Raw genomic sequence first — 18,761 nt, 5'->3', positions numbered from 1 at the left:
TACTTGACTCTATTATACATTAATTTATTTATTTGAGACAAAGAATACTAGAGCAGAAGCAGAACTACTTGAAGTAAAATGACGTTAAAAACAAAGACGAGCCAGTCCACCTTTGTGATTTTAATGGTCTGATAAAAAGTTCGGGGCTGACCTTCGACAAAACCATGTGATTCCATTCCTTGAGCTAAGTTTTCTGACCAGCGAATTGCTGATAAAATGGCTTTAAAGTATAGAGTCGGTGACCACCAGTGTAATTTAACTCCCCGCATCAAACTAGCAGTTTTAATCTTGTTAATTTCGGTTTGAATTTCTGGTAGAAGGTTGAAAGCCGCCATTGCCCCATAAACAAATTTACTTGGGAGCCGGAGATTTTGCTCTAGCGAATTAACCAGTTCGTATAATTTAGTGGTTAACGTGAAGGCCGCTCCATAGACGATGTAAACGTAGATCCGAGTAAATAATAGGATTCCCGCGTGCGTGCTTTTAGCGTATAAAATCTGGGAGATTAGTAATCCGACCGCAGGAATGAAGGCAATCAGAAGAATCCACAACAGATGCTTGAAGTTTACGTGTTTCACTATGAGATAGGCGAGTCCACAGACGATTAGCACACTGTTACCAACGATACTGGTAGTGAAAGAAACTTCTAGGGCAATGATCAATACCAAAACGAATTTTAGACTAGGATTCATGAACATCCTCCTTGTAAGTTAATCGATGATTGGCAAGTTCAATAAAGAAATCAGCATTTTCGACGAGGTCAGTCCGTTGATGGGAAGCAAAAATAATGGTTTTCCCGTTCTTAGCCTCGTTCTCAAGGATCCGCGAAATAATGACGGTTGATTTTTGGTCAAGACCAGCGAATGGTTCGTCAAGCATGAGGATGGGCGCATCTCGAATCAACATAATCACGATCTGGAGTTTCTTCTTTTGTCCACCACTTAGTGAGTAAACAACCCGATCCAAAAGATGATCAAGGTGCAGAGCCTTTAAGAGGTCGTTAATTCGGTCATCAGTCCATTGTTTGGTGATGGCATTTTTCTTGGCTAGAGTCAGTTCGTCTTTAAGCGTGATGGTTAAAAATTGGTCTTCTGAATTTTGGAAAATCAAGTTTTCGGACTTCATGAGAGAGGGAAGTGAAGACTTTTTAATGTTATGATTCATAATTTTGACGACCCCGTTGTACGAATGAAGGCGAGACAGCGCCTTAAAGAAGGTGGACTTTCCGCTTCCATTCTTCCCATTTAGGTAAGTGATTCCGGGATACAGGTCAATGTTTTCTGGTTCAATTAGATTTTGATTACCGTTCGTCATGGAAAAATTTAATAAATTAATCACGGGATCGTTGTCTGACATAATCTTGTAGTGGATCTCTTCTTTAGGGTCGTTTGCAAGTTCATTTTTAATCTGGTCAGCCGTAACGGCTTGAACTGAGCCAGCTTGGACGTTAAAGAAATGATCAGCCACGTCGAGATAGTCAGAAAGATTGTGGTCAGAGATAATGATGGTCCGATTGTTTTTTTCTTTTAATTGAATCAATCGTTCGATGATGTCTTTTTTGCTATCAACATCAACGTTACTAAATGGTTCGTCCAGTAAAAGGACGGGACGTTTCATCGCAACTGTCACAGCTAAGGCAACTTTTTGCTTTTCGCCACCCGACAAGGTGGTAATGGCACGATTTTTAAGTTCATTAATACCACAAAACTTTAAAGCAGAGTCAATCCGGTTGGGCATTTTAACAGGGTCAACGTGAAGGTTGCCAAGGGCAAAAATGAGTTCTTCTTTGACGGTTTTCATCGCAAACTGATGGTTTGGATCCTGAAATAACATGGCTGGTTTTTCATCCATGTCAATCTTTCCGGTTAGTTGGCCTTTACTATATTTTGGATACAATTGAGCAATTAGTTTTAAGAGGGTAGTTTTTCCACTACCAGTGGGACCAAACAGGAGATTGATGCTATTTGGTTCAAAATTTAAATTGACCTGATTTAGAATTTTATCCTGTTCAGGATATGAAAATGATAGATTTTTAATTGTTATCATTGGTTATTCTCCATAAAAAAAGACGTTTCAAGCGCGAGTGCGAGAACGTCCAGCTGATGTATCAACAAGCTTAATCTTATATTCCCTGCGCTGGCATTGTCCAAGTCAGGTTCAACGGGTATAATCTCAGCCACTCGGCACCCCTATGTTTAATTAAACTAAGTATATCAAAGATGGCATAAAAATCAATTTTCAATTAGAATAGGGAAGATAGGAAAATGAAGCGGAGGATACTTTCATGAATTCATGGTGGAATCTTATAGGTGTAGTTGCATGGGTAGTTGTGTTAATCGTGTTGATCTTTATGATTAAGAATATTCGATCACGACGAATTAAGATGATTATCGAGGATAAAAAAACTTTTGAATGGCGTAATTTTTTGATATCAGTTGGAGAAATTGTTTTTTTTGTTTTGCTACTGACTTTGATGGTATATACGACTTTCTTCAGAAATATTACTAAAACCAATAATCGCAACGTGATTACGACGTCCCAAGTCGAACCATTGATTATTCAAAGTGATAAGAATGGCTCTTACTACGTAAAGGTTGAAGGTAACAGAGGACCGATCCAGCAGTATTCGTTCTGGCTAAAGAACATTAAGTATCAACTGCCAAGTACGAATGCTCAGGTAGTTACTACGCGTGGAAATGCTGAAGTCACTGGCCGTAGTTACAAGTTGAAGCATAAGAGCATCAAGTTAAATGACGAGCATTTTCAAAATGCATGGGCCAAGGTGGTTACCCTGAGATACAAAGGAAACTTTTGGAACGGTTTGGGGATGCATGCTGGTAAGGATGCTAACCAATTCATTTTAATCAGAGTTCCAAATAAGACGTTTGTGCAAAAAGAAAAATAATTAATTGACCACCGATAAGTACGTATCGGTGGTTTTGTTTAAATTGAGGTGTTTAAAATGAGTGAAAAAATTCCAGAGACAATGGATGAAATTAAAAATTTGTTAGACGAACTAAAAAAAGAGGGCAAAACGATTACACTGGATGAGCTGATCCTTGATAACGTCGAGGAATTAGCTCAAGCCTATCTAGATGCGGCGGAAGAAGGCCATTATGACTCTGTAAAAGTGGTTGATGATAAGACAATTGAATTTGTTAGCATCACTGGGAAAACGGTTGGAAAATACGTTTCTAAAGGACAAAGTTTAATTGACGACTTTAAGGACAATTCGCTAAAGTTAGAGTTAGACCTTGAGGCAAGCGCAAATAAGGTCGCAAATGAATAATTTACTTGCAATTTACTGTGTTTATCGATAGCATAGTATTTGTTAAGCGCCCTTAGTGTAATGGATAGCACATGAGATTTCGGTCCTCATGATCCGAGTTCGACTCTCGGGGGGCGCATATATTATTTGTCTGGTATTTTCAAAACACTTATAGAAAGCAAATGTAAGGGCTGACAAAATTATTAAAACTGGTATACTTAGTTAACGGAGACTAAGTCGCAAAGGAGCCTCACTACTTTTAGTAGTGGGGCTCCTTTTGTATTTAAATGATCACCCATTCCATTGATTAATTGAAATCTTTTCTAGTGATGATGGAATTGTATAAGAGTTTTTGTTCTTATTAATTTTACTACTATCAACATTTTGAATGCTATCACCAACGGACAAAATTAATGGAGTTTTGTCATCTTGGACTTTCCAGACATTTCCATCACTCATTGTTATGCTTTTATGAGGGTTAATCTTAGTTTTACTCCAATTATCGTTATCGTTATCAATTGATTCAGTGATGTTGTTAGCATTATCATCGCTGGAATTCATCAGGGAATTAAAATCAAGTGCTTGACTTGAATCAGCAGGTTTTTTTGAATCGTTTAGTGACTGATATACATTAATTTGATTATCTTCTAAAATCTGGTTTGGTGATAATGGTTGGTTTGAGTTATTAGTAATTTTATACATAAAAATAACTCCAGTTTTTCCATCAGTAGTGTCCCCAGTTGCTTCTTTAATTACTTGTACGACACCCTTAGGAGTGACGATTTTATCCCCATCAAAATGAATCAAATTATTATTTTGCTTTTTAGAGATGGTCGCGTTTGTGTTTTTATTGATTTCTTTACTAATATGTTGGTTTACGTTATTTGAGGCATGATCATCAGATCCTGTCTGTGCTTTAGACACTAAAAAGAATGCGATGATAGATATAATAATTGCTACATATTCCCACCAAACTTTATACCAGACTTTTCTTAATGGGGTTTGTGTAGGCTTAACAATTTTTTGCATGAAAGCAAATACTGCTGAAATGATTAAAAGAACTACAGAAACAATTGAGAGAAGTGGTGTAACGAAATAAATTGCATTTCCAATAATTCCTAGTATTGGGGAGACAATTGAATTACCCCAGCGACGATTTTGCTGTAATTGGACGATATGTAGAATTAGTCCTATTACTGCAAAAAGATTAAGTATAACTGCAGTAGTTCCAAGAGATTGTGTACCACCAAATGCATCTGCGAAAGAACTGCCAATTATTAGAAACATTGCACAAAATAGTACAATTGCATTTATAATATCGTCAATTCCTATCCAAACGTTTAATTTTAGTTTCATAAAGAAACCTCCTATAAAGAATTTAAGTATTCAGCTTTTATAGTCATCAGTATTTGGACTTTTGTACATATTATTCTAATTATTCTAATTTGTAACATGTATAATATGTTAACATTTCGTTAAGATTATTAAAAGAAGCTTTAAAACTAAGCACAAACATTAAAAAGGTTTGTTTCCTCAAATGGTGGTAAACTTTTCTTGAATCAACTTTAGGAGGGAATTTTATGAGCGAAAGTGTAGTAATTTTTGGAGTTGGAAAAGGATTTGGCTTTTCAATTGCCAAAAAATTTGGTGAAGCTGGCAAGACACCGATTATGGTGGCTCGAGATGCTGGTCAGTTAAAGCAATTTGTTAAAGATTTGAATCAAGAAGGGATTAAAGCTGATTTTATTGCTGCTGATGTTACCGATCCAGCTCAGGTAACCAACGTGTTTAGTAAGATTAAAATGGCATACGGGATTCCTCAAACCATGGTTTATAACGTGGGTGATAAGACTTTAGATACACCATTCTCATTACCATTAGACCAGATTAAGAAAATGTACAATACCAACGTTTTTGGTGCCGTTACCACCACCCGCCAATTCGTTGGCCTTTCAGACGGTCAGAAGGCAAACCGGAACATTCTGATTACTGGTGGTGGAGCTGCCTTTCATCCTACCAAGGGGAATGTCACTTTAGCAGCCACTAAGGCGGCCCTAAGTGATTATGCCTTTTCACTTCATGATGCGGTTCAAGATGATAATATTTACGTTGGCTTGATTACCATTCAGGGGTTGTCTGGTAGTAGTGAAGAGATGCAACCTGATAATGTTGCCAAAGTATACGTGAAAGCCGCTGAAGATCGTTCTGAAAAAGAAATTAAATATCCGGAGAAGCCGTCAGATTTTTAAGAAAGAAGATTAAAAATGGCTGATAAAGAAAAAAGTGCGCTTTTAATCATTGATTACACCAATGATTTTGTTGATGATCAAGGGTCTTTGACCGCCGGGAAGCCAGCTCAAGATCTCGACCAGTCAATTAGCGACTTGGCTGAAAAATTCAAAAATGATGGTCAATTTGTTATTTTCCCCACCGATGTTCATAAAAAGGATGATCCATATAGTCCTGAAACAAAGTTGTATCCAACTCACAACGTACGGGGAACTTGGGGTCGTCAGTTGTATGGAAACGTCGGAAAGTGGTTTGATAAGAACCAAAAGTTAGATAACGTTTGGCAAATGGATAAGACTAGGTATAGTGCGTTTGCTGGCACTGATCTGGATCTTAGATTGAGAGAACGAAACGTTAAAACTCTCCATCTGGTGGGTGTCTGCACCGACATTTGTGTCTTGCATACCGCAATTGCTGGTTATAACCTTGCTTATAACTTGGTTATTCATCAAAATGGGGTGGCAACCTTTTCCGATTTGGGTCAGAAGTTTGCGATGAATCACTTTAAGACCGTCTTGGGTGCCAAAGTAGTTGATTAGGATTGTCATGCCAAATTTTAAGGAATATAATAAAATTAATTGAATAGCTGTATGAGGGGGTGCCAAGTGGCTGAGACTATACCCATTGAACTTGAACTGGTTAATACCTGCGAAAGGAATCGTGCGATCTTTAATTAAGAATATAATTGAAGGCTCCTCATTATAATGAGGAGCCTTTTTGTTTGGGAGATGTTAGTAGTTGATGACAAGTAAATTCACCGATGAATTGGTAAGTAATGCAACAGCAATAATGAATCAAATCATGAATTGTGATTATGTTAAAGAAATTAAAAGCGGTAAGGTACCGGAAAGGGCGCTAATTAACTATGTTCAACAAGATGAAATGTATTTAGACGGTTACGTTAAACAGTTTCAACAAATTCAAACTGAAACAAGTGATGTTAATTTGAAAAAATTTTTAGCAGGTTGCGTTGCCGGAATTAAAAACGAAAGCACACCGCACGAGGTCATGTTAAAAATTGCAAAAGTGACTGATGATGAACTTCAAGATGCCCGCATGTTCAACGTTACCAAGGATTACGTTGAAAGTATGCGTGAAGCCGTGAGCACTAAGTCCATTCTAGTTGGATTGAGCGTGCTCGCACCGTGTATTTGGACTTACTATGTAGTTGCTACTGAACTAAATGAAACCAGTCTTATTAACAATCCATTTAGCGATTGGATCAAATTCTACGCTGATGCAGATGAGGTAAAACAAATTTTTGCTTTTATTGATCTCCAGGCAGAAATTCATCCAAACGAAAGGGCCATCGCAAATCAAGTTTTTCAGAATAGTTGTCATTATGAATTGGATTTTTGGAACAGAATGTATGACGCTTAGAACTTTTTAGGGGGAAACTATGAGTAGTGAAATAAATCAATATCCAGAAGCTTTAACAATTGCTGGGACTGATTCTGGTGGTGGAGCAGGGATGGAAGCTGATATTAAAACGATGCAGGCCTGTCAGGTGTTTAGCACCAACGTGGTAGTGGGAGTGACGGCACAAAACACCATTGGTGTTCAAGATACGTATCCACTTCCGAAAAAGATTATTGATGAGCAGTTTGCTTCCGTTTGCGATGATTTTGATATTAAAGCAATTAAGACCGGAGCTTTGTTTGACGAAGAACACGTTCATTTAGTGGCAGATAACATTAAAAAGTACAAATTGGGTCAAATTGTTGTCGATCCTGTTATGGTAGCCAAGGGAGGGTCAGTGCTACTTGAAGCCGGCGCCATTAAAACCTTGATTAACGAACTGATCCCATTGGCCGATTTAGTAACACCAAACTTACCTGAAGCGGAAAAGATTACGAATCAGTCCATTGCATCTGATGAAGCAATCAAAACGGCAGCGCGAAAAATTCAAATTGCTGGCGCTAAAAACGTCATGATTAAAGGCGGACATGGTACTGATAAGATCGTAAAAGACTATGTTCTTTTAAAGGATGGATCTGATTTTTGGTTGACTGCCGAGCGGGTGAATACGGTTCGGACTCATGGCACGGGAGACACGCTTTCTTCAGCAATTGTCGCGGCTTTAGCGCGTGGTGAAAGTATGGAAACTGCCATTCGCTTTGGGAAAGATTATCTGGATAAAATTATCAGGGAACCATTAATTATTGGTCATGGACACGGGCCCCTAAATCATGGAATGTGGGAGTAATAAATATGCAATTTAACAAAAAAATGCTGCAAATATACCTGGTGGCAGGTACCCAAAATTTTGCCGGTTCTGAAACTGAATTTTTGGATCACATTGACCAAGCTTTAGATGCTGGTGTTACAGCTTTTCAGTACCGTGAAAAAGGTGTAGGCTCACTTACGGGTTTGAAAAGGATTGAGATGGGAAAGAAGCTTCGTCATTTAACCACTAAACATCATACTCCACTAATTGTGGACGATGACGTGGATTTGGCTAATCAAATTAATGCAGACGGAATTCACGTTGGTCAAAGTGATGAAAGTGTGCAAAAGGTGATTCATGATAATCCAGAAATGATAGTTGGATTGTCGATCAGTACCAAAGAAGAGTTAAAACGTAGTGAACCTCTCACTGGCATCGATTATTTAGGAATTGGACCAATTTTTCCGACCACTAGTAAAGCGGATGCCGAGTCACCGATTGGCGTTTCCGGTTTAGTTCAGCTGCAAAGACAGGTAAATTTACCGGTAGTTGCGATTGGTGGAATTAATGCAGGTAACTGTCAGTCAATTTATCAGGTTTCAAACGCTGGAATTGCGGTAATATCAGCAATTATGGACAGCACTAACGTTGAAAAGACAATTAGCAAACTAGAGAGGAAATGATAGTATGACGTCGATTTTAGAAGAAATTAGAAGGGAAAATCCCGTTGTTTTGGACATTCCTAACATGGTGACCCCACAGAAAGTAGCGGATGCAATTAGTTATGTTGGTGGCTCACCAATTATGTGTGACTCTTCAAATGAGGGTCATGACTTGGTGGCAATTGCTAACAGTTTGGTCCTAAACCTGGGGACGATGAACGATGATAGTATTAAATTAGATATAATTGCTGGTCAAGCAGCTAATAATCGTCGTTTGCCGGTGGTGGTTGATCCAGTTGCTGTGAGTGCCTCAGAATTAAGAACGGAAGTTTTTAAGAAGATTAGTAGTGAAATTAATATTGATGTCTTGCGTGGCAACGTTGGTGAGATTGCCTTTATTGCCGGAATTGACTGGGGCAGTCGTGGAATTGATGCTGCTGACGGTAATGGTGATCGCGTTCAGGTTGCTAAAATGGCTGCTAAACAATTTCATTCCACGGTTGTCATTTCAGGAGTTGACGATGTAATTTCGAATGGAAGGGAAACATATGTGGTCCACAACGGCAGTCATGAATTAGCAATCAACGTCGGATCTGGAGATGTGTTAGATGGGGTCATCGGTGTGGTTGCCGCTCACCATCAAAGTGTTCATGAAATTGCACTAGGGACGGCTATGGTTGGCATTGCTGGTGAACTAGCGGAGCAAAAATATCCGGATGAGCCGGCGTCATTTGAAGTCGAATTCTTCAACAACTTGTACCGACTGGACGACCATCATCTTTCCGATTCAATTAAGATTGAAAAAAGCAATGATTAGAACAAAAGCGACCAATTGTTAAAAATTGGTCGCTTTTATTTAGTTTTAAGTTTAACGACGACGATGTCTTAAGAACGTAAAGAAGTGAAGCAAGATTGCTAGAAGAACATAGAAAATAACCACAAATGCTACGTAGAAGAGCCAAAATTCTCCGTTAAATTTCAGTCCAAAAACTAATCCTTCAATTAACATTGTCACTAGTGACATTACTGCAATCATACAAAATAATTCGATATAACGTTTCAAAGTACTATCATCCTTTCGTGGCTTGTTGGCAATCTTTTGTCCCCACCGTTTACACAGTTCAATTTTTTTAGGGTCAGGAATTCCCTTACTTCCCCAGGTATGTGTTCCAATAACCTCTCCAAGTTTGATTAGACCAGCTGCGGTCATGATCTTATCAATGGTCCGAAAGGTTTGATCGGTAATGCCAGTAAAGAAGTTTTGAAATGAGGAGAGAAAGCAAGTAGTCAGACTTAGGTAGTGTTTGTTTTTAAACTTACCGGGCAAGGTATCACCAATACTGTTCATTTTAACCATTCGGTGACGCATGCAATCGAATAGATTTTTGGTAACTCCTGATAAATCAGCAAAGTACGTCGGGGATGCGATGATCCAGACGTCCGCTTCTTCCATTTTCTTTTCAATCATGTCAAGCGTTGGATTGGGATTTTTGAGATTATCTGGTTTGATGTCATAATCTTGCAGAAATAATGTCTCAACCTGCGCGTCCTTTGGAAGACCTGAGATTACTGCATCAAGGTATTTGGCAGTCAAGCCATCCTTACTTTGTGAGCCTAAAAATGCTAGATAACGCAAATTTATGACCTCCTTTGAAATTAATTGATTCTTTCTATTTCATGTTATATTTTTGTGAAACTAATATCAATTAAAAAACCCATCATTAATGATGGGTTTTGATTATGTGGTTTTAACGTGTCTCCCAATTGCCTGCTGATGAAAATGATCCGGCTGGATTACTCGGGCAAAAGCGTAAATAAACGGTGCAAACATGTAAGCATTAGTAAGTTGGGTTTCAATGATGCCTTGAACAGCAAGGGCAATTAAAATCACACAAAGGAAATAGTTATCGTCCTGTTTAGCCTTGTAAGCACTAGCAAGAAACAATGCCAGTAGCAGCATTAAACCAATGAAACCGGTACTTAATAAGATGAATAGGAACGTGTTATCGACCCACAAGTTTGATCGGGCACCCAACAGAGGCATATTTTGTCCAATTAGCTTTGGCGAATAGAAATATTGAATGACGGTTAACTGTTGTCCGGGACGACCGGAAAGGGCACGATTCAACACGTTGAATAATGGCAGTGATGAACCCCAAGCGACCATGCCGATCCCTACTACGAAAGTCAATGAAACCAGGATCCAAGTGATTTTTGGTAGTAGGTGAGTGATTTTGGGAGCAAAGCTCAAAGCGAATCCGAGTACTAGGATAGCTCCAGCAACCATAAATCCGCGTGAACCAGTCAGGTAGGCAATGACTAAGTAACTAACGAAAATAAAGGCATATACGAAGTACATCAGTTTTTTTCGACTGTTTTGTATTAACAAAAGGGCCGAACAGAAAATACTTAAGATGAAACCACTTAAGACGTTTGGATGAGTGAATCCAATTGCATATCTAGTGGATGAGCCTCTGGTAAATGAAATGGCATTTTGTGGTGGAAAGACGTGTAAAATCAAAAAGGCCAAAATTACGACTAGAACAACGAGTTTAGTTGCAAGGTCGATGGTCGCAAACGCATCTTGATTTAATAAGTCAGCGTTGGCCATGAATAAGAACAATAAAAATAGGGTACTGGTAATCACATTTAAATGAAAAAGATATGACAAGATAAAGATGATTGCCATGATTATGATAATTGTCCACTGTTTAGGGTTATGTCTCCTGGTAAGTAATAGTACGATTTGGATTCCGATGACAATTAACGTGATTACCCCTGCGATTTGCCATTGCAAGAAACTTTTAGCGGAATATACGTTATTAAATTGACTGTTCAAAAGGATTACTGACGACGCCAGAAAAACAACGTAACTTAGCACGTACACGAGCTGATATAAATGATTTTTATTGGTTAAAGCCATTAATTAAATTCTCCAATTATTGGGTCATCTTATCGGTGAAGAAGTATTCTGCGATGATCTTAACGATGGATGGGTTCTCGTGAAGCATTGTGTGCTGAGCTTGGGAACTGTTTCCGTGATATACGTAGAGCTTGTAACTTTTGACGTAGCCAGTCACAAGATTCTTCATTGGGATTTCACTTTTCATTGTAACTTCGCCATCCGTTCCAGAATGGTTCATATCCCCAACTAGATTAAGAATCTGAAGGTCTTTTGGTAGGTTCTTTACGTCGGGATCGTTTGGAGCATAGTTCGTTGCAAGTGAGATGAACTTTTTAACCTTTGGAACGTTTTTAAGATTGGGATAATGAGCTAGGTAATAGTAAATAATGTTTCCACCAGACGAATGCCCAATCATGTTAACTGAACGAATGTTGTACTTCTTGTACAGATAGCGCATTACGTTTGGCATTTGGGTTGATTGAAAATAAGGATGATGATTGTCCTGAAAGACAATTTGAACGGTCGGATTATCAGCACCAAACTTATGGAACTGTTTAGTGGTTTTAACGGTACCATCCTTTTTCACATACAGTTGTAAGGTTTTGGTTGCTAGGTGGTAACGATTTAGGGTGTCAACCATGTAACCAGTCGTGATGTTATTTCCACCTAGTCCGGGAATGAACACAGTAGCGGTATCGCTTTGATTAACGTCTAATTTACTGAGAAAACTACCATGGTTATGCCAATAATAATAACCGCCACCGGCGAAGATGGAGATCACGATGATGATAAAGAGGGCAATGAATGATTTGGTGTGTTTTCTTTTTTTGATGTGCATTGCAAACATTCCTTTTAATTATTTTAAATTTGTACACTAACATCTAACATCATATAACAATTAACGTGATTCAGCTAGATGGTTGAAATGAATTGATCTTTAAAAGGCAATAAAAAATAGCCAAGCGTAAGGGCTTAGCTATTTTGTTTAAATAAGTCTTAACTATTTGATTGGGGTATTCTCCATGTTGGTTCTAACAATAATCACATCACAGGCGGCATGTGAGTTAACGTATCCGGCAACTGAACCTTCAAGCATGCGGTACAAGCGACCCTTACCAGTCGCTCCCATCATAATTAGATCGGTTTGATGGTCCTTGGGAAATTCGTAAGTAATTACTTCTCTAGGACTTCCAAACCGAGCATGGATATGAATATCGTCAATGCCAGTTTGGTCCTTGACTTTCTTAACTAAATCCTTTAAATAGTTAAGTTCTTCATTAACGATTTGGGTGATAACACTGCCATCAACAACTCCTAGGCTGTATCCATAATTAGTGGTGTTAATCACGTTTAAGACGTCAATTCGGCCTTTATTTCTTTGTGCTACCGCTGCCGCCTTGTATAAAGCAGCCTCTGCTTCTTTTGATCCATCAACTGGTACTAGAATGTGTTTGTATCCATTTAGCATTATGAAAGCCTCCGTTTTAGTTTTTCACTGGTAAAATTTGTTCGGCACTGGCAAGGACGTGTCCTGCCATTTTTTCCTTTAGTTCATTAAGCCAAAAGCCGTTGGTTAAATCTAGTTTTTGATCCAAGGCGTAAACATGCAACTGATAATCGTGTGGTTTATCGGGAGGAGTAGGACCAATGTAGTGTTGATTTAATTTTGAATCAGTAACGTGTACTAGTCCACCAGCTAAACTATTTTTCCCCAAAGTCATGTTAATTGATTGATCTTGGCTAGCATTTTCTGGTATTTCAGATATATTTGGATCAATGTTGGCAGCCACCCAATGAATGTAAGTAAAACCACAAACTGGGATTGAATCGTCGTCCAGTAGGATAACTACTAGTGACTTTGCGTTTTTTGGGACATCAGAGATTTTGATCGGGAATGAAATGATTGGATTACCATCTAACATTTCATCTGGGTCAGCGTGTTTAGTATACTTATCAGGTAAAAATCCATTTTGAAGTGGAGTATTAATTTTCATAATAGTGCCTCCTATACACTTCATTATACCAAATTCATTTGAATATAAAAAAATAAGGAACTATAAATAGTTCCTTATTTAACAAATTGCAAGGTGTAAAAGCCCTGACCATTCCGCTCAATCGTAAAGTTAGAGTAACCAGCTGCTAACCAACTGCTTTGAGTAGCGTGTGCATAGTTTTTAGCGTCTTGAACTGAGTCAAATGATTTTGGTGTAGCAAACATCGAACTAGAATCACTCGTTGAATTATTTCCATTGGAATTATTTCCGTTTGATGATTGTGACCCACTTTGATTTGTTGGTGCTTGTTGGTTCCTGTTTACTGACGCTCCCTTGTTGGTCGTAGCTTGTTCCGCCTTATTAAAGTGTTTTGCTTTCTTTTCTGATTGAATAGCTCTGCTACTCTGTTGACTTGTGGAGGATCCATTCATCCGATTCCCACTGCCGCTTGTCAGAAAGTGAATTCCAAAGACTAGCAGGATCACAATCACTACTAGTCCTAGAACCCATGGCCAAGCCTTAAAGTTTTTCTTTTGATGCTTTGGACCATTTGCGGCATTAAAGTCATAACGTTCGTATCTCGAATCTGGATCTTGACTATTCATAAGAATCCCTCCATCCATTTCAAGAAAAACAAGATGCATACGCATTATAACAAAATCCTTATGATTTTGCATTAACTTAACTAATGGTTGACCTGATCATCATCGACCTGTTCGTTGACGCTTTTAGCATTAAGCATGTTACCAGTGCGCTGATAACTAAAGACACCCCAGTAGAAGAACAGTAGTGCAACTACAATAATTACGATAAAATCATATGGGTAATGAATCCAGTTTTGACCACCGAATGGTGCGGATCCGATATACGAAAATGCTGACATAAAGATTAAATAGGCGACCATCCAAGCTCCTCCACGAAACTTGGTCAGGGTATTTTTCCAGCCGTTCTTGTTTTCGTAGAAGAAGTAAAACGGCAGCCCCAGCATAATAACAAGGATGACTTCAATGGTAGTAGGCCACATTGCCCAATAGATTGCCAAACTGGCAAGAACAAAGGCAAGTGGTGCCATGATTCCAGCAAAACTAATTTTGACTGGACGTTTGAAGTGAGGAGCGTGGAGACGTAATGATCCAAGGGTAACTGGACCAGTCAAATATGCAATTAAGGTTGAAGTTGAGATAACACTGGCTAAAACAGCCCAGTTTCTGAACACTGAAACCAAGATACAACTGACAATCCAGTTCACGATCATTGCGATTCTAGGAGTTCCCCATTTTTGGTTAATCTTACCTAAAAACTTTGGCATATGACCATTTTCGGTCATTGCTGCTAGTGTCCGACTAGTTGAAGCAACAAATGATACTCCGGTCCCAAAGGGTGAAACAAAGGCATCTAAATAGAGTAGAATTACTAGCCAGTTCAAGTTCAACATAATGGCTAAATCAGCAAATGGTGAACTGAAATTAAGACCATGCCAACCGTATTTGGCTAAAGTTGACGGGTCAATAACACCAACGAAAGTGAACTGTAACATAACGTAAATGATGATACTGATTAAAAGTGAAATAACGATTCCCCGCCAGATGTTTTTCTTAGGATTGGTAATCTCATCACCAACGTTTATAACCGTTTGAAAAGCATTATAAGAGAAGATGATTCCAGATACGGTGGTAGCCGCAAAGATTGGAGCCGTTCCGTATGGGAAAAACCCACCAGTTTGAACGTTGTTAAAGTTTCCGGGATGAAAACCAGAAGCAAGTAGCATAATAATGGTAAGAACAGGAACTACAATTTTAAAAATTGAAGTCAAAGTAGTGAAACGAGTCAGTAAGTTGACTGACCAGTAGTTTAACAAGGTGAACACTAAGATGAAGAGAAAAACGACGAATAACCCTTCGGTAGTAACCGTGCCATTGGCGTAAAACCCGTGAGTCCAGTTGGCCCATGACCAAGGCAATGAACTCATGTATTGAACGGCAGCGACCGCTTCAATTGGAAGCAACGTTACAAGTGAGACCCAATTAGACCATGATGAGATGAATCCTAGAAGCGGTCCGTGGGTATACTGGGCATACTTACTCATTCCTCCGCTTTCTGGGAACATGGTTCCTAATTCGATGTAGTTAAACGCAATTGCACCAATCACAACGGCACCGATGATCCACGAAATGATGGCAGCTGGACCAGCGGTTTTAGCACCCTCCCAGGCACCGAATAACCATCCTGAACCAATGATGGAGCTTAGTGCCAGCATCGTGACACTGAAAAGGCTCATTTTTGGTTTAGTAACATTTTGATTTGAATTGTCCTTCGAATTTTCTTTTTTCATAAGTATCCTTCCTTTTTGCGTATTCGACGAATATAACAAAAATGATTATGGTTGTAAAATTGAAAAACACTATTTGATGGGGATTTTAGCCGGGTTGTATTCCCTTTCATTCCTATCGTTGATACTCTCTAATTTCAATCAAATTTTTATCTGGATCATTGATAAATAGTGAATTCATTTTACCGTTATGTCCCTGACTTTCGATCGGTCCTGCAACTACTTCAATAAAGTAGTTGGCTAAATGTGACTGGATTGAGTCAAGTGGATCCCTTGCAACCACGCTGAAACTGGTAGAACCAGGAGTTGGATTTTCTGGTTTAACGTTATCTTCCTTGTTTGTGACACAAACGAGTCGTTGGTGACCCAGCTGAAATTCAATTCTAGAATCAGTTTCGATCACAACTGGTAAATCTAAAACCTCATGGTAAAAGCGCATCGATTTCTCGATGTCATTTACCAATAGGGTGATGTGATCAATATCTTTGATTTTCATAGGCACTCCTCTTTTTTAAAAATGTACATACAATTATACCACTCAAATTCACCTGATTGACGTTGATTGCGATTCGGTGTTACGGTATAAGTTATGAAATAATGGAGGGAATTATATAATGGCGTTATTAAGTGTATCTAATCTAAGTATGAGTTTTGCCGACAAAGACCTGTACTCGGATGCTACATTTCAGCTAAATAAAGGTGAGCACATGGGAATTGTGGGCCAAAATGGGGTTGGAAAATCAACTTTGATTAAGATTTTGACCAATAAGCAATTGCCCTTATCTGGTGACATCAAATGGCAAAAGGGGACCAAAGTTGGTTACCTAGATCAGTACGTTAATATTCCAAAGGGAATGACACTGATTGATTTTTTGCATACTGCCTTTTCAGACCTCTACAACATGAATCAGCATATGAGCGATTTGTACGTAAAATATGCCGACAATATGGACGAAAAGTTACTTGAACAAGCGGGAAGAATCCAAGAACAACTTGAATCTCGTAATTTTTATGATATTGATACTGAAGTCGAGCAGGTGATTAATGGATTGGGTCTTGACGACATTGGAAGAGATCAAACCATTTCTGAAATGAGCGGGGGACAACGCTCTAAGATCATTTTAGCGAAATTAATTCTGGAGCATCCCGATGTAATTTTGCTTGATGAACCGACTAACTATCTGGATACCGCTCACATTAATTGGTTGGAAGATTATTTAAATAGTTTTGATGGGGCAGCGATGATCATTTCCCATGACTACGACTTTCTAGAAAAAGTAACGAATTGTATCGTAAACGTTGCGTTTGGGAAGGTCACTAAGTACCGTGGTGATTTCAAGTCCGCCATGAGACAAAAAGACGAAAAAGAAATGACCCAGCAGCGGGAGTACGAGAAACAACAAGAAGAGATCTCCAAGGCCAAAACTTTTATTCAAAAAAACAAGGCCGGAAGTCATTCCAATATGGCTAAATCACGAGAAAAGATGTTAAAACGAATGGATGTGATTGAGCCACCTTCAAGTAACATCCAGGCTTCTTTTGACTTTCCGTATGCTGATACTGGATCCCAGAACGCACTAGTGGTTGACCAACTGTCAGTTGGTTACGATCAACCGTTACTTAAGCCAGTTACCTTTTCCGTTAATACTGATCAGAAAGTTGGGCTTCAGGGTTTTAATGGGGTTGGAAAGTCAACCTTAATTAAATCAATCCTCGGACAAATTCCGGCAAAGGGGGGAAAGGCTAACTTTTCTCCATCCGCGAAGGTTAACTATTTCAGTCAAGACTTGATCTGGCCGAATAGTAAGATGACACCCCTGCAAATCATTCAGGATAAGTATCCCAAGTTGACACAGAAGGAGATTCGTTCTCAGCTGGGTCGTTGTGGACTCGACGCTGCTAACGCCATGAAACCAATTGGTGAACTTTCTGGTGGAGAACAAACTAAGGTCAAATTGGCTTTGATGGAATTTGTAAAAAGCAATTTCTTAATCATGGATGAACCGACTAATCACCTGGACGATGAGACTAAAAATGCTTTAAAACGGGCAATTATTAAATTTCCTGGGAATGCCATCATTGTTAGTCATGAAGCCAGTTTTTATGATGGATTGGTTGACAAGACCATTGACGTTGAAAAATTAAGTTTAAACCAAAAATAAAAAGGCACTTCATTTTGAAGTGTCTTTTCGTTTGCTTATTTTTGGTTGAAAGTTCCATTTTCAACTTGTCTAATGAAGTTGGCCAAATGGTCGTAGTAGACGGGGGCATTATCAATCATGTGGTGATGACCACCGTTTGGGGTTGAAACAAATTGAGCGTTTGGAATCATTTTAGCCATTCGTTTTCCGGTTTCCATTGGCATGGTTTCGTGTTCACCAAAAGTGACCAGTGTTGGAACTTTGATGTCCTTTAAATGATCAGTAAAGTTCCAGTCTTTTAACTTTCCAGTGATGACAAATTCGTTATCACCCTGAAAGGCGTTATAGATCGGTTTGCTCATGGTATCAATGACGTGGGCAATTGCAGGGGGTTGCTTTCGATCCACATATTCACGGTTTAAGAGTTCGACCAGTTCCTGATACTTATCGTTATCGTAATCGTTATTTGCTTCGCATTTTTTCATGTACGCTAATTGTTCGGGGGTGAGCGCTTTTTCTCTAATTTGAGCTAAATGGTCAGTATAGTCCCCGATCCGATCAACCATTGAAGAAATAATGGCACCTTTCAGGTGATCACCATATTTAGCGGCGTACATCTGAACTAAAGCACCACCCCAAGATTGACCAATCAAATAAAATTTATCGATTCCGAGTTTTTGTCTAACCTCTTCAACCTCGTCAAGGAAGTAGTCGTAGGTTAAAACCTTGTTAGCTACCTTCGGATCATCAAAATCGGGAGTGTCGGAGTACCACGAACCTAATTGATCGTACATGTGAACTTGGACGTTTAGTCCTTGTTTTTTCAGTTGTTTCGCAGTGTTTTCCCAGTATTCATGTGTTCCACCCGGGCCACCATGAAGGGCGAGAAGATGAATGTCTCCGGTCCCTTGAGTGTTAGTCCATAGGTGGTAACCATTATCTAATGTAATGATTTTAGTTCCTTGTTTCATAACATTCACCTACCTAATTAGTTTAATTATTATGA

General features: G+C 38.9%; 21 protein-coding genes, 1 tRNA gene and 2 riboswitches. Of the genes, 10 read left to right on the top strand and 12 right to left on the bottom strand.

Annotated features, from left to right (window positions below; genetic code table 11):
- Nucleotides 1–47: 47 nt before the first annotated feature.
- Both AC6UDB_RS00780 and AC6UDB_RS00775 read right to left on the bottom strand, forming a co-directional pair.
- A complete protein-coding gene (locus tag AC6UDB_RS00780) occupies nucleotides 48–692 on the bottom strand; it encodes an energy-coupling factor transporter transmembrane component T family protein (RefSeq protein ID WP_500708883.1) in 645 nt (214 codons plus the stop codon).
- On the bottom strand, nucleotides 682–2,046 hold the full coding sequence (locus AC6UDB_RS00775) for an ATP-binding cassette domain-containing protein (protein WP_500708882.1): 1,365 nt from the start codon (nucleotides 2,044–2,046) through the stop codon (nucleotides 682–684). Before AC6UDB_RS00775 ends, AC6UDB_RS00780 begins: the two co-directional genes overlap by 11 nt.
- Before the next feature lie 65 nt (nucleotides 2,047–2,111).
- A riboswitch (TPP riboswitch) is annotated at nucleotides 2,112–2,201 on the bottom strand.
- An 83-nt stretch (nucleotides 2,202–2,284) separates the two neighbouring features.
- On the opposite strand from AC6UDB_RS00775, the gene AC6UDB_RS00770 reads away from it, so the two are divergent.
- The 3 genes from AC6UDB_RS00770 to AC6UDB_RS00760 all read left to right on the top strand — a co-directional run bounded on the left by AC6UDB_RS00770 (nucleotide 2,285) and on the right by AC6UDB_RS00760 (nucleotide 3,407).
- Nucleotides 2,285–2,905 carry an LVIS_2131 family protein gene (locus AC6UDB_RS00770; protein ID WP_500708881.1) on the top strand — a complete coding sequence of 207 codons (621 nt, stop codon included), beginning with the start codon at nucleotides 2,285–2,287 and terminating at the stop codon, nucleotides 2,903–2,905.
- Nucleotides 2,906–2,962: 57 nt separating this feature from the next.
- Nucleotides 2,963–3,289, top strand: coding sequence for a hypothetical protein (locus AC6UDB_RS00765; RefSeq protein ID WP_500695279.1), 327 nt, complete (start codon nucleotides 2,963–2,965; stop codon nucleotides 3,287–3,289).
- Between the two features lie 46 nt (nucleotides 3,290–3,335).
- Nucleotides 3,336–3,407 (top strand) — tRNA-Arg (locus tag AC6UDB_RS00760).
- Nucleotides 3,408–3,559: 152 nt separating this feature from the next.
- Here the strand turns inward: AC6UDB_RS00760 and AC6UDB_RS00755 are convergent.
- A complete protein-coding gene (locus AC6UDB_RS00755; protein WP_500708880.1) occupies nucleotides 3,560–4,624 on the bottom strand; it encodes a DUF5067 domain-containing protein in 1,065 nt (354 codons plus the stop codon).
- Between the two features lie 224 nt (nucleotides 4,625–4,848).
- Here AC6UDB_RS00755 and AC6UDB_RS00750 point away from each other — a divergent pair, with 224 nt between their 5' ends.
- From AC6UDB_RS00750 to thiM, 6 genes are all read left to right on the top strand, one after another.
- The gene (locus AC6UDB_RS00750) at nucleotides 4,849–5,517 is read left to right on the top strand and encodes an SDR family NAD(P)-dependent oxidoreductase (RefSeq protein WP_500708879.1); all 669 of its coding nucleotides are present in this window, start codon (nucleotides 4,849–4,851) and stop codon (nucleotides 5,515–5,517) included.
- 15 nt (nucleotides 5,518–5,532) lie between these two features.
- A complete protein-coding gene (locus AC6UDB_RS00745) occupies nucleotides 5,533–6,096 on the top strand; it encodes a cysteine hydrolase family protein (protein WP_500708878.1) in 564 nt (187 codons plus the stop codon).
- 45 nt (nucleotides 6,097–6,141) lie between these two features.
- Nucleotides 6,142–6,232, top strand: a riboswitch (TPP riboswitch).
- A gap of 66 nt (nucleotides 6,233–6,298) precedes the next feature.
- Nucleotides 6,299–6,937, top strand: a complete 639-nt coding sequence (locus AC6UDB_RS00740; RefSeq protein ID WP_500708877.1) for a TenA family protein — start codon at nucleotides 6,299–6,301, stop codon at nucleotides 6,935–6,937.
- A 19-nt stretch (nucleotides 6,938–6,956) separates the two neighbouring features.
- The gene (gene thiD / locus AC6UDB_RS00735; protein WP_500708876.1) at nucleotides 6,957–7,763 is read left to right on the top strand and encodes a bifunctional hydroxymethylpyrimidine kinase/phosphomethylpyrimidine kinase; all 807 of its coding nucleotides are present in this window, start codon (nucleotides 6,957–6,959) and stop codon (nucleotides 7,761–7,763) included.
- A 5-nt stretch (nucleotides 7,764–7,768) separates the two neighbouring features.
- Complete coding sequence (gene thiE / locus AC6UDB_RS00730; RefSeq protein WP_500708875.1) at nucleotides 7,769–8,407, top strand: thiamine phosphate synthase; 639 nt, start codon at nucleotides 7,769–7,771, stop codon at nucleotides 8,405–8,407.
- A gap of 4 nt (nucleotides 8,408–8,411) precedes the next feature.
- Complete coding sequence (thiM, locus tag AC6UDB_RS00725; protein WP_500708874.1) at nucleotides 8,412–9,203, top strand: hydroxyethylthiazole kinase; 792 nt, start codon at nucleotides 8,412–8,414, stop codon at nucleotides 9,201–9,203.
- A 51-nt stretch (nucleotides 9,204–9,254) separates the two neighbouring features.
- Here the strand turns inward: thiM and AC6UDB_RS00720 are convergent, their stop codons facing one another.
- The 8 genes from AC6UDB_RS00720 to AC6UDB_RS00685 all read right to left on the bottom strand — a co-directional run bounded on the left by AC6UDB_RS00720 (nucleotide 9,255) and on the right by AC6UDB_RS00685 (nucleotide 16,110).
- A complete protein-coding gene (locus AC6UDB_RS00720) occupies nucleotides 9,255–10,022 on the bottom strand; it encodes a flavodoxin family protein (RefSeq protein ID WP_500707224.1) in 768 nt (255 codons plus the stop codon).
- Nucleotides 10,023–10,124: 102 nt separating this feature from the next.
- On the bottom strand, nucleotides 10,125–11,309 hold the full coding sequence (locus tag AC6UDB_RS00715) for an O-antigen ligase family protein (RefSeq protein ID WP_500708873.1): 1,185 nt from the start codon (nucleotides 11,307–11,309) through the stop codon (nucleotides 10,125–10,127).
- 16 nt (nucleotides 11,310–11,325) lie between these two features.
- Complete coding sequence (locus AC6UDB_RS00710; RefSeq protein ID WP_500708872.1) at nucleotides 11,326–12,129, bottom strand: alpha/beta fold hydrolase; 804 nt, start codon at nucleotides 12,127–12,129, stop codon at nucleotides 11,326–11,328.
- Between the two features lie 162 nt (nucleotides 12,130–12,291).
- Complete coding sequence (locus AC6UDB_RS00705) at nucleotides 12,292–12,759, bottom strand: universal stress protein (RefSeq protein WP_500693489.1); 468 nt, start codon at nucleotides 12,757–12,759, stop codon at nucleotides 12,292–12,294.
- Between the two features lie 16 nt (nucleotides 12,760–12,775).
- Nucleotides 12,776–13,285 carry a YbhB/YbcL family Raf kinase inhibitor-like protein gene (locus tag AC6UDB_RS00700; protein WP_500706291.1) on the bottom strand — a complete coding sequence of 170 codons (510 nt, stop codon included), beginning with the start codon at nucleotides 13,283–13,285 and terminating at the stop codon, nucleotides 12,776–12,778.
- A 74-nt stretch (nucleotides 13,286–13,359) separates the two neighbouring features.
- Nucleotides 13,360–13,890 (bottom strand): hypothetical protein, encoded by a 531-nt coding sequence (locus tag AC6UDB_RS00695; RefSeq protein WP_500708871.1) that lies wholly within the window; start codon nucleotides 13,888–13,890, stop codon nucleotides 13,360–13,362.
- An 80-nt stretch (nucleotides 13,891–13,970) separates the two neighbouring features.
- Nucleotides 13,971–15,617: an APC family permease gene (locus AC6UDB_RS00690; RefSeq protein ID WP_500708870.1), complete on the bottom strand. Its 1,647-nt coding sequence runs from the start codon at nucleotides 15,615–15,617 to the stop codon at nucleotides 13,971–13,973.
- A gap of 112 nt (nucleotides 15,618–15,729) precedes the next feature.
- Complete coding sequence (locus AC6UDB_RS00685) at nucleotides 15,730–16,110, bottom strand: VOC family protein (protein WP_500693493.1); 381 nt, start codon at nucleotides 16,108–16,110, stop codon at nucleotides 15,730–15,732.
- 118 nt (nucleotides 16,111–16,228) lie between these two features.
- Between AC6UDB_RS00685 and AC6UDB_RS00680 the strand changes: the two genes are divergently transcribed.
- Entirely contained in the window at nucleotides 16,229–17,776 is a 1,548-nt protein-coding gene (locus AC6UDB_RS00680) for an ABC-F family ATP-binding cassette domain-containing protein (RefSeq protein ID WP_500693494.1), read from the top strand.
- A gap of 35 nt (nucleotides 17,777–17,811) precedes the next feature.
- Here the strand turns inward: AC6UDB_RS00680 and AC6UDB_RS00675 are convergent, their stop codons facing one another.
- The gene (locus tag AC6UDB_RS00675) at nucleotides 17,812–18,726 is read right to left on the bottom strand and encodes a proline-specific peptidase family protein (RefSeq protein WP_500695260.1); all 915 of its coding nucleotides are present in this window, start codon (nucleotides 18,724–18,726) and stop codon (nucleotides 17,812–17,814) included.
- Between the last annotated feature and the right edge of the window lie 35 nt (nucleotides 18,727–18,761).

It is taken from the genome of Fructilactobacillus sp. X3R2C1 (assembly GCF_059901235.1).
This window is presented reverse-complemented; position numbering and strand designations above follow the sequence as displayed.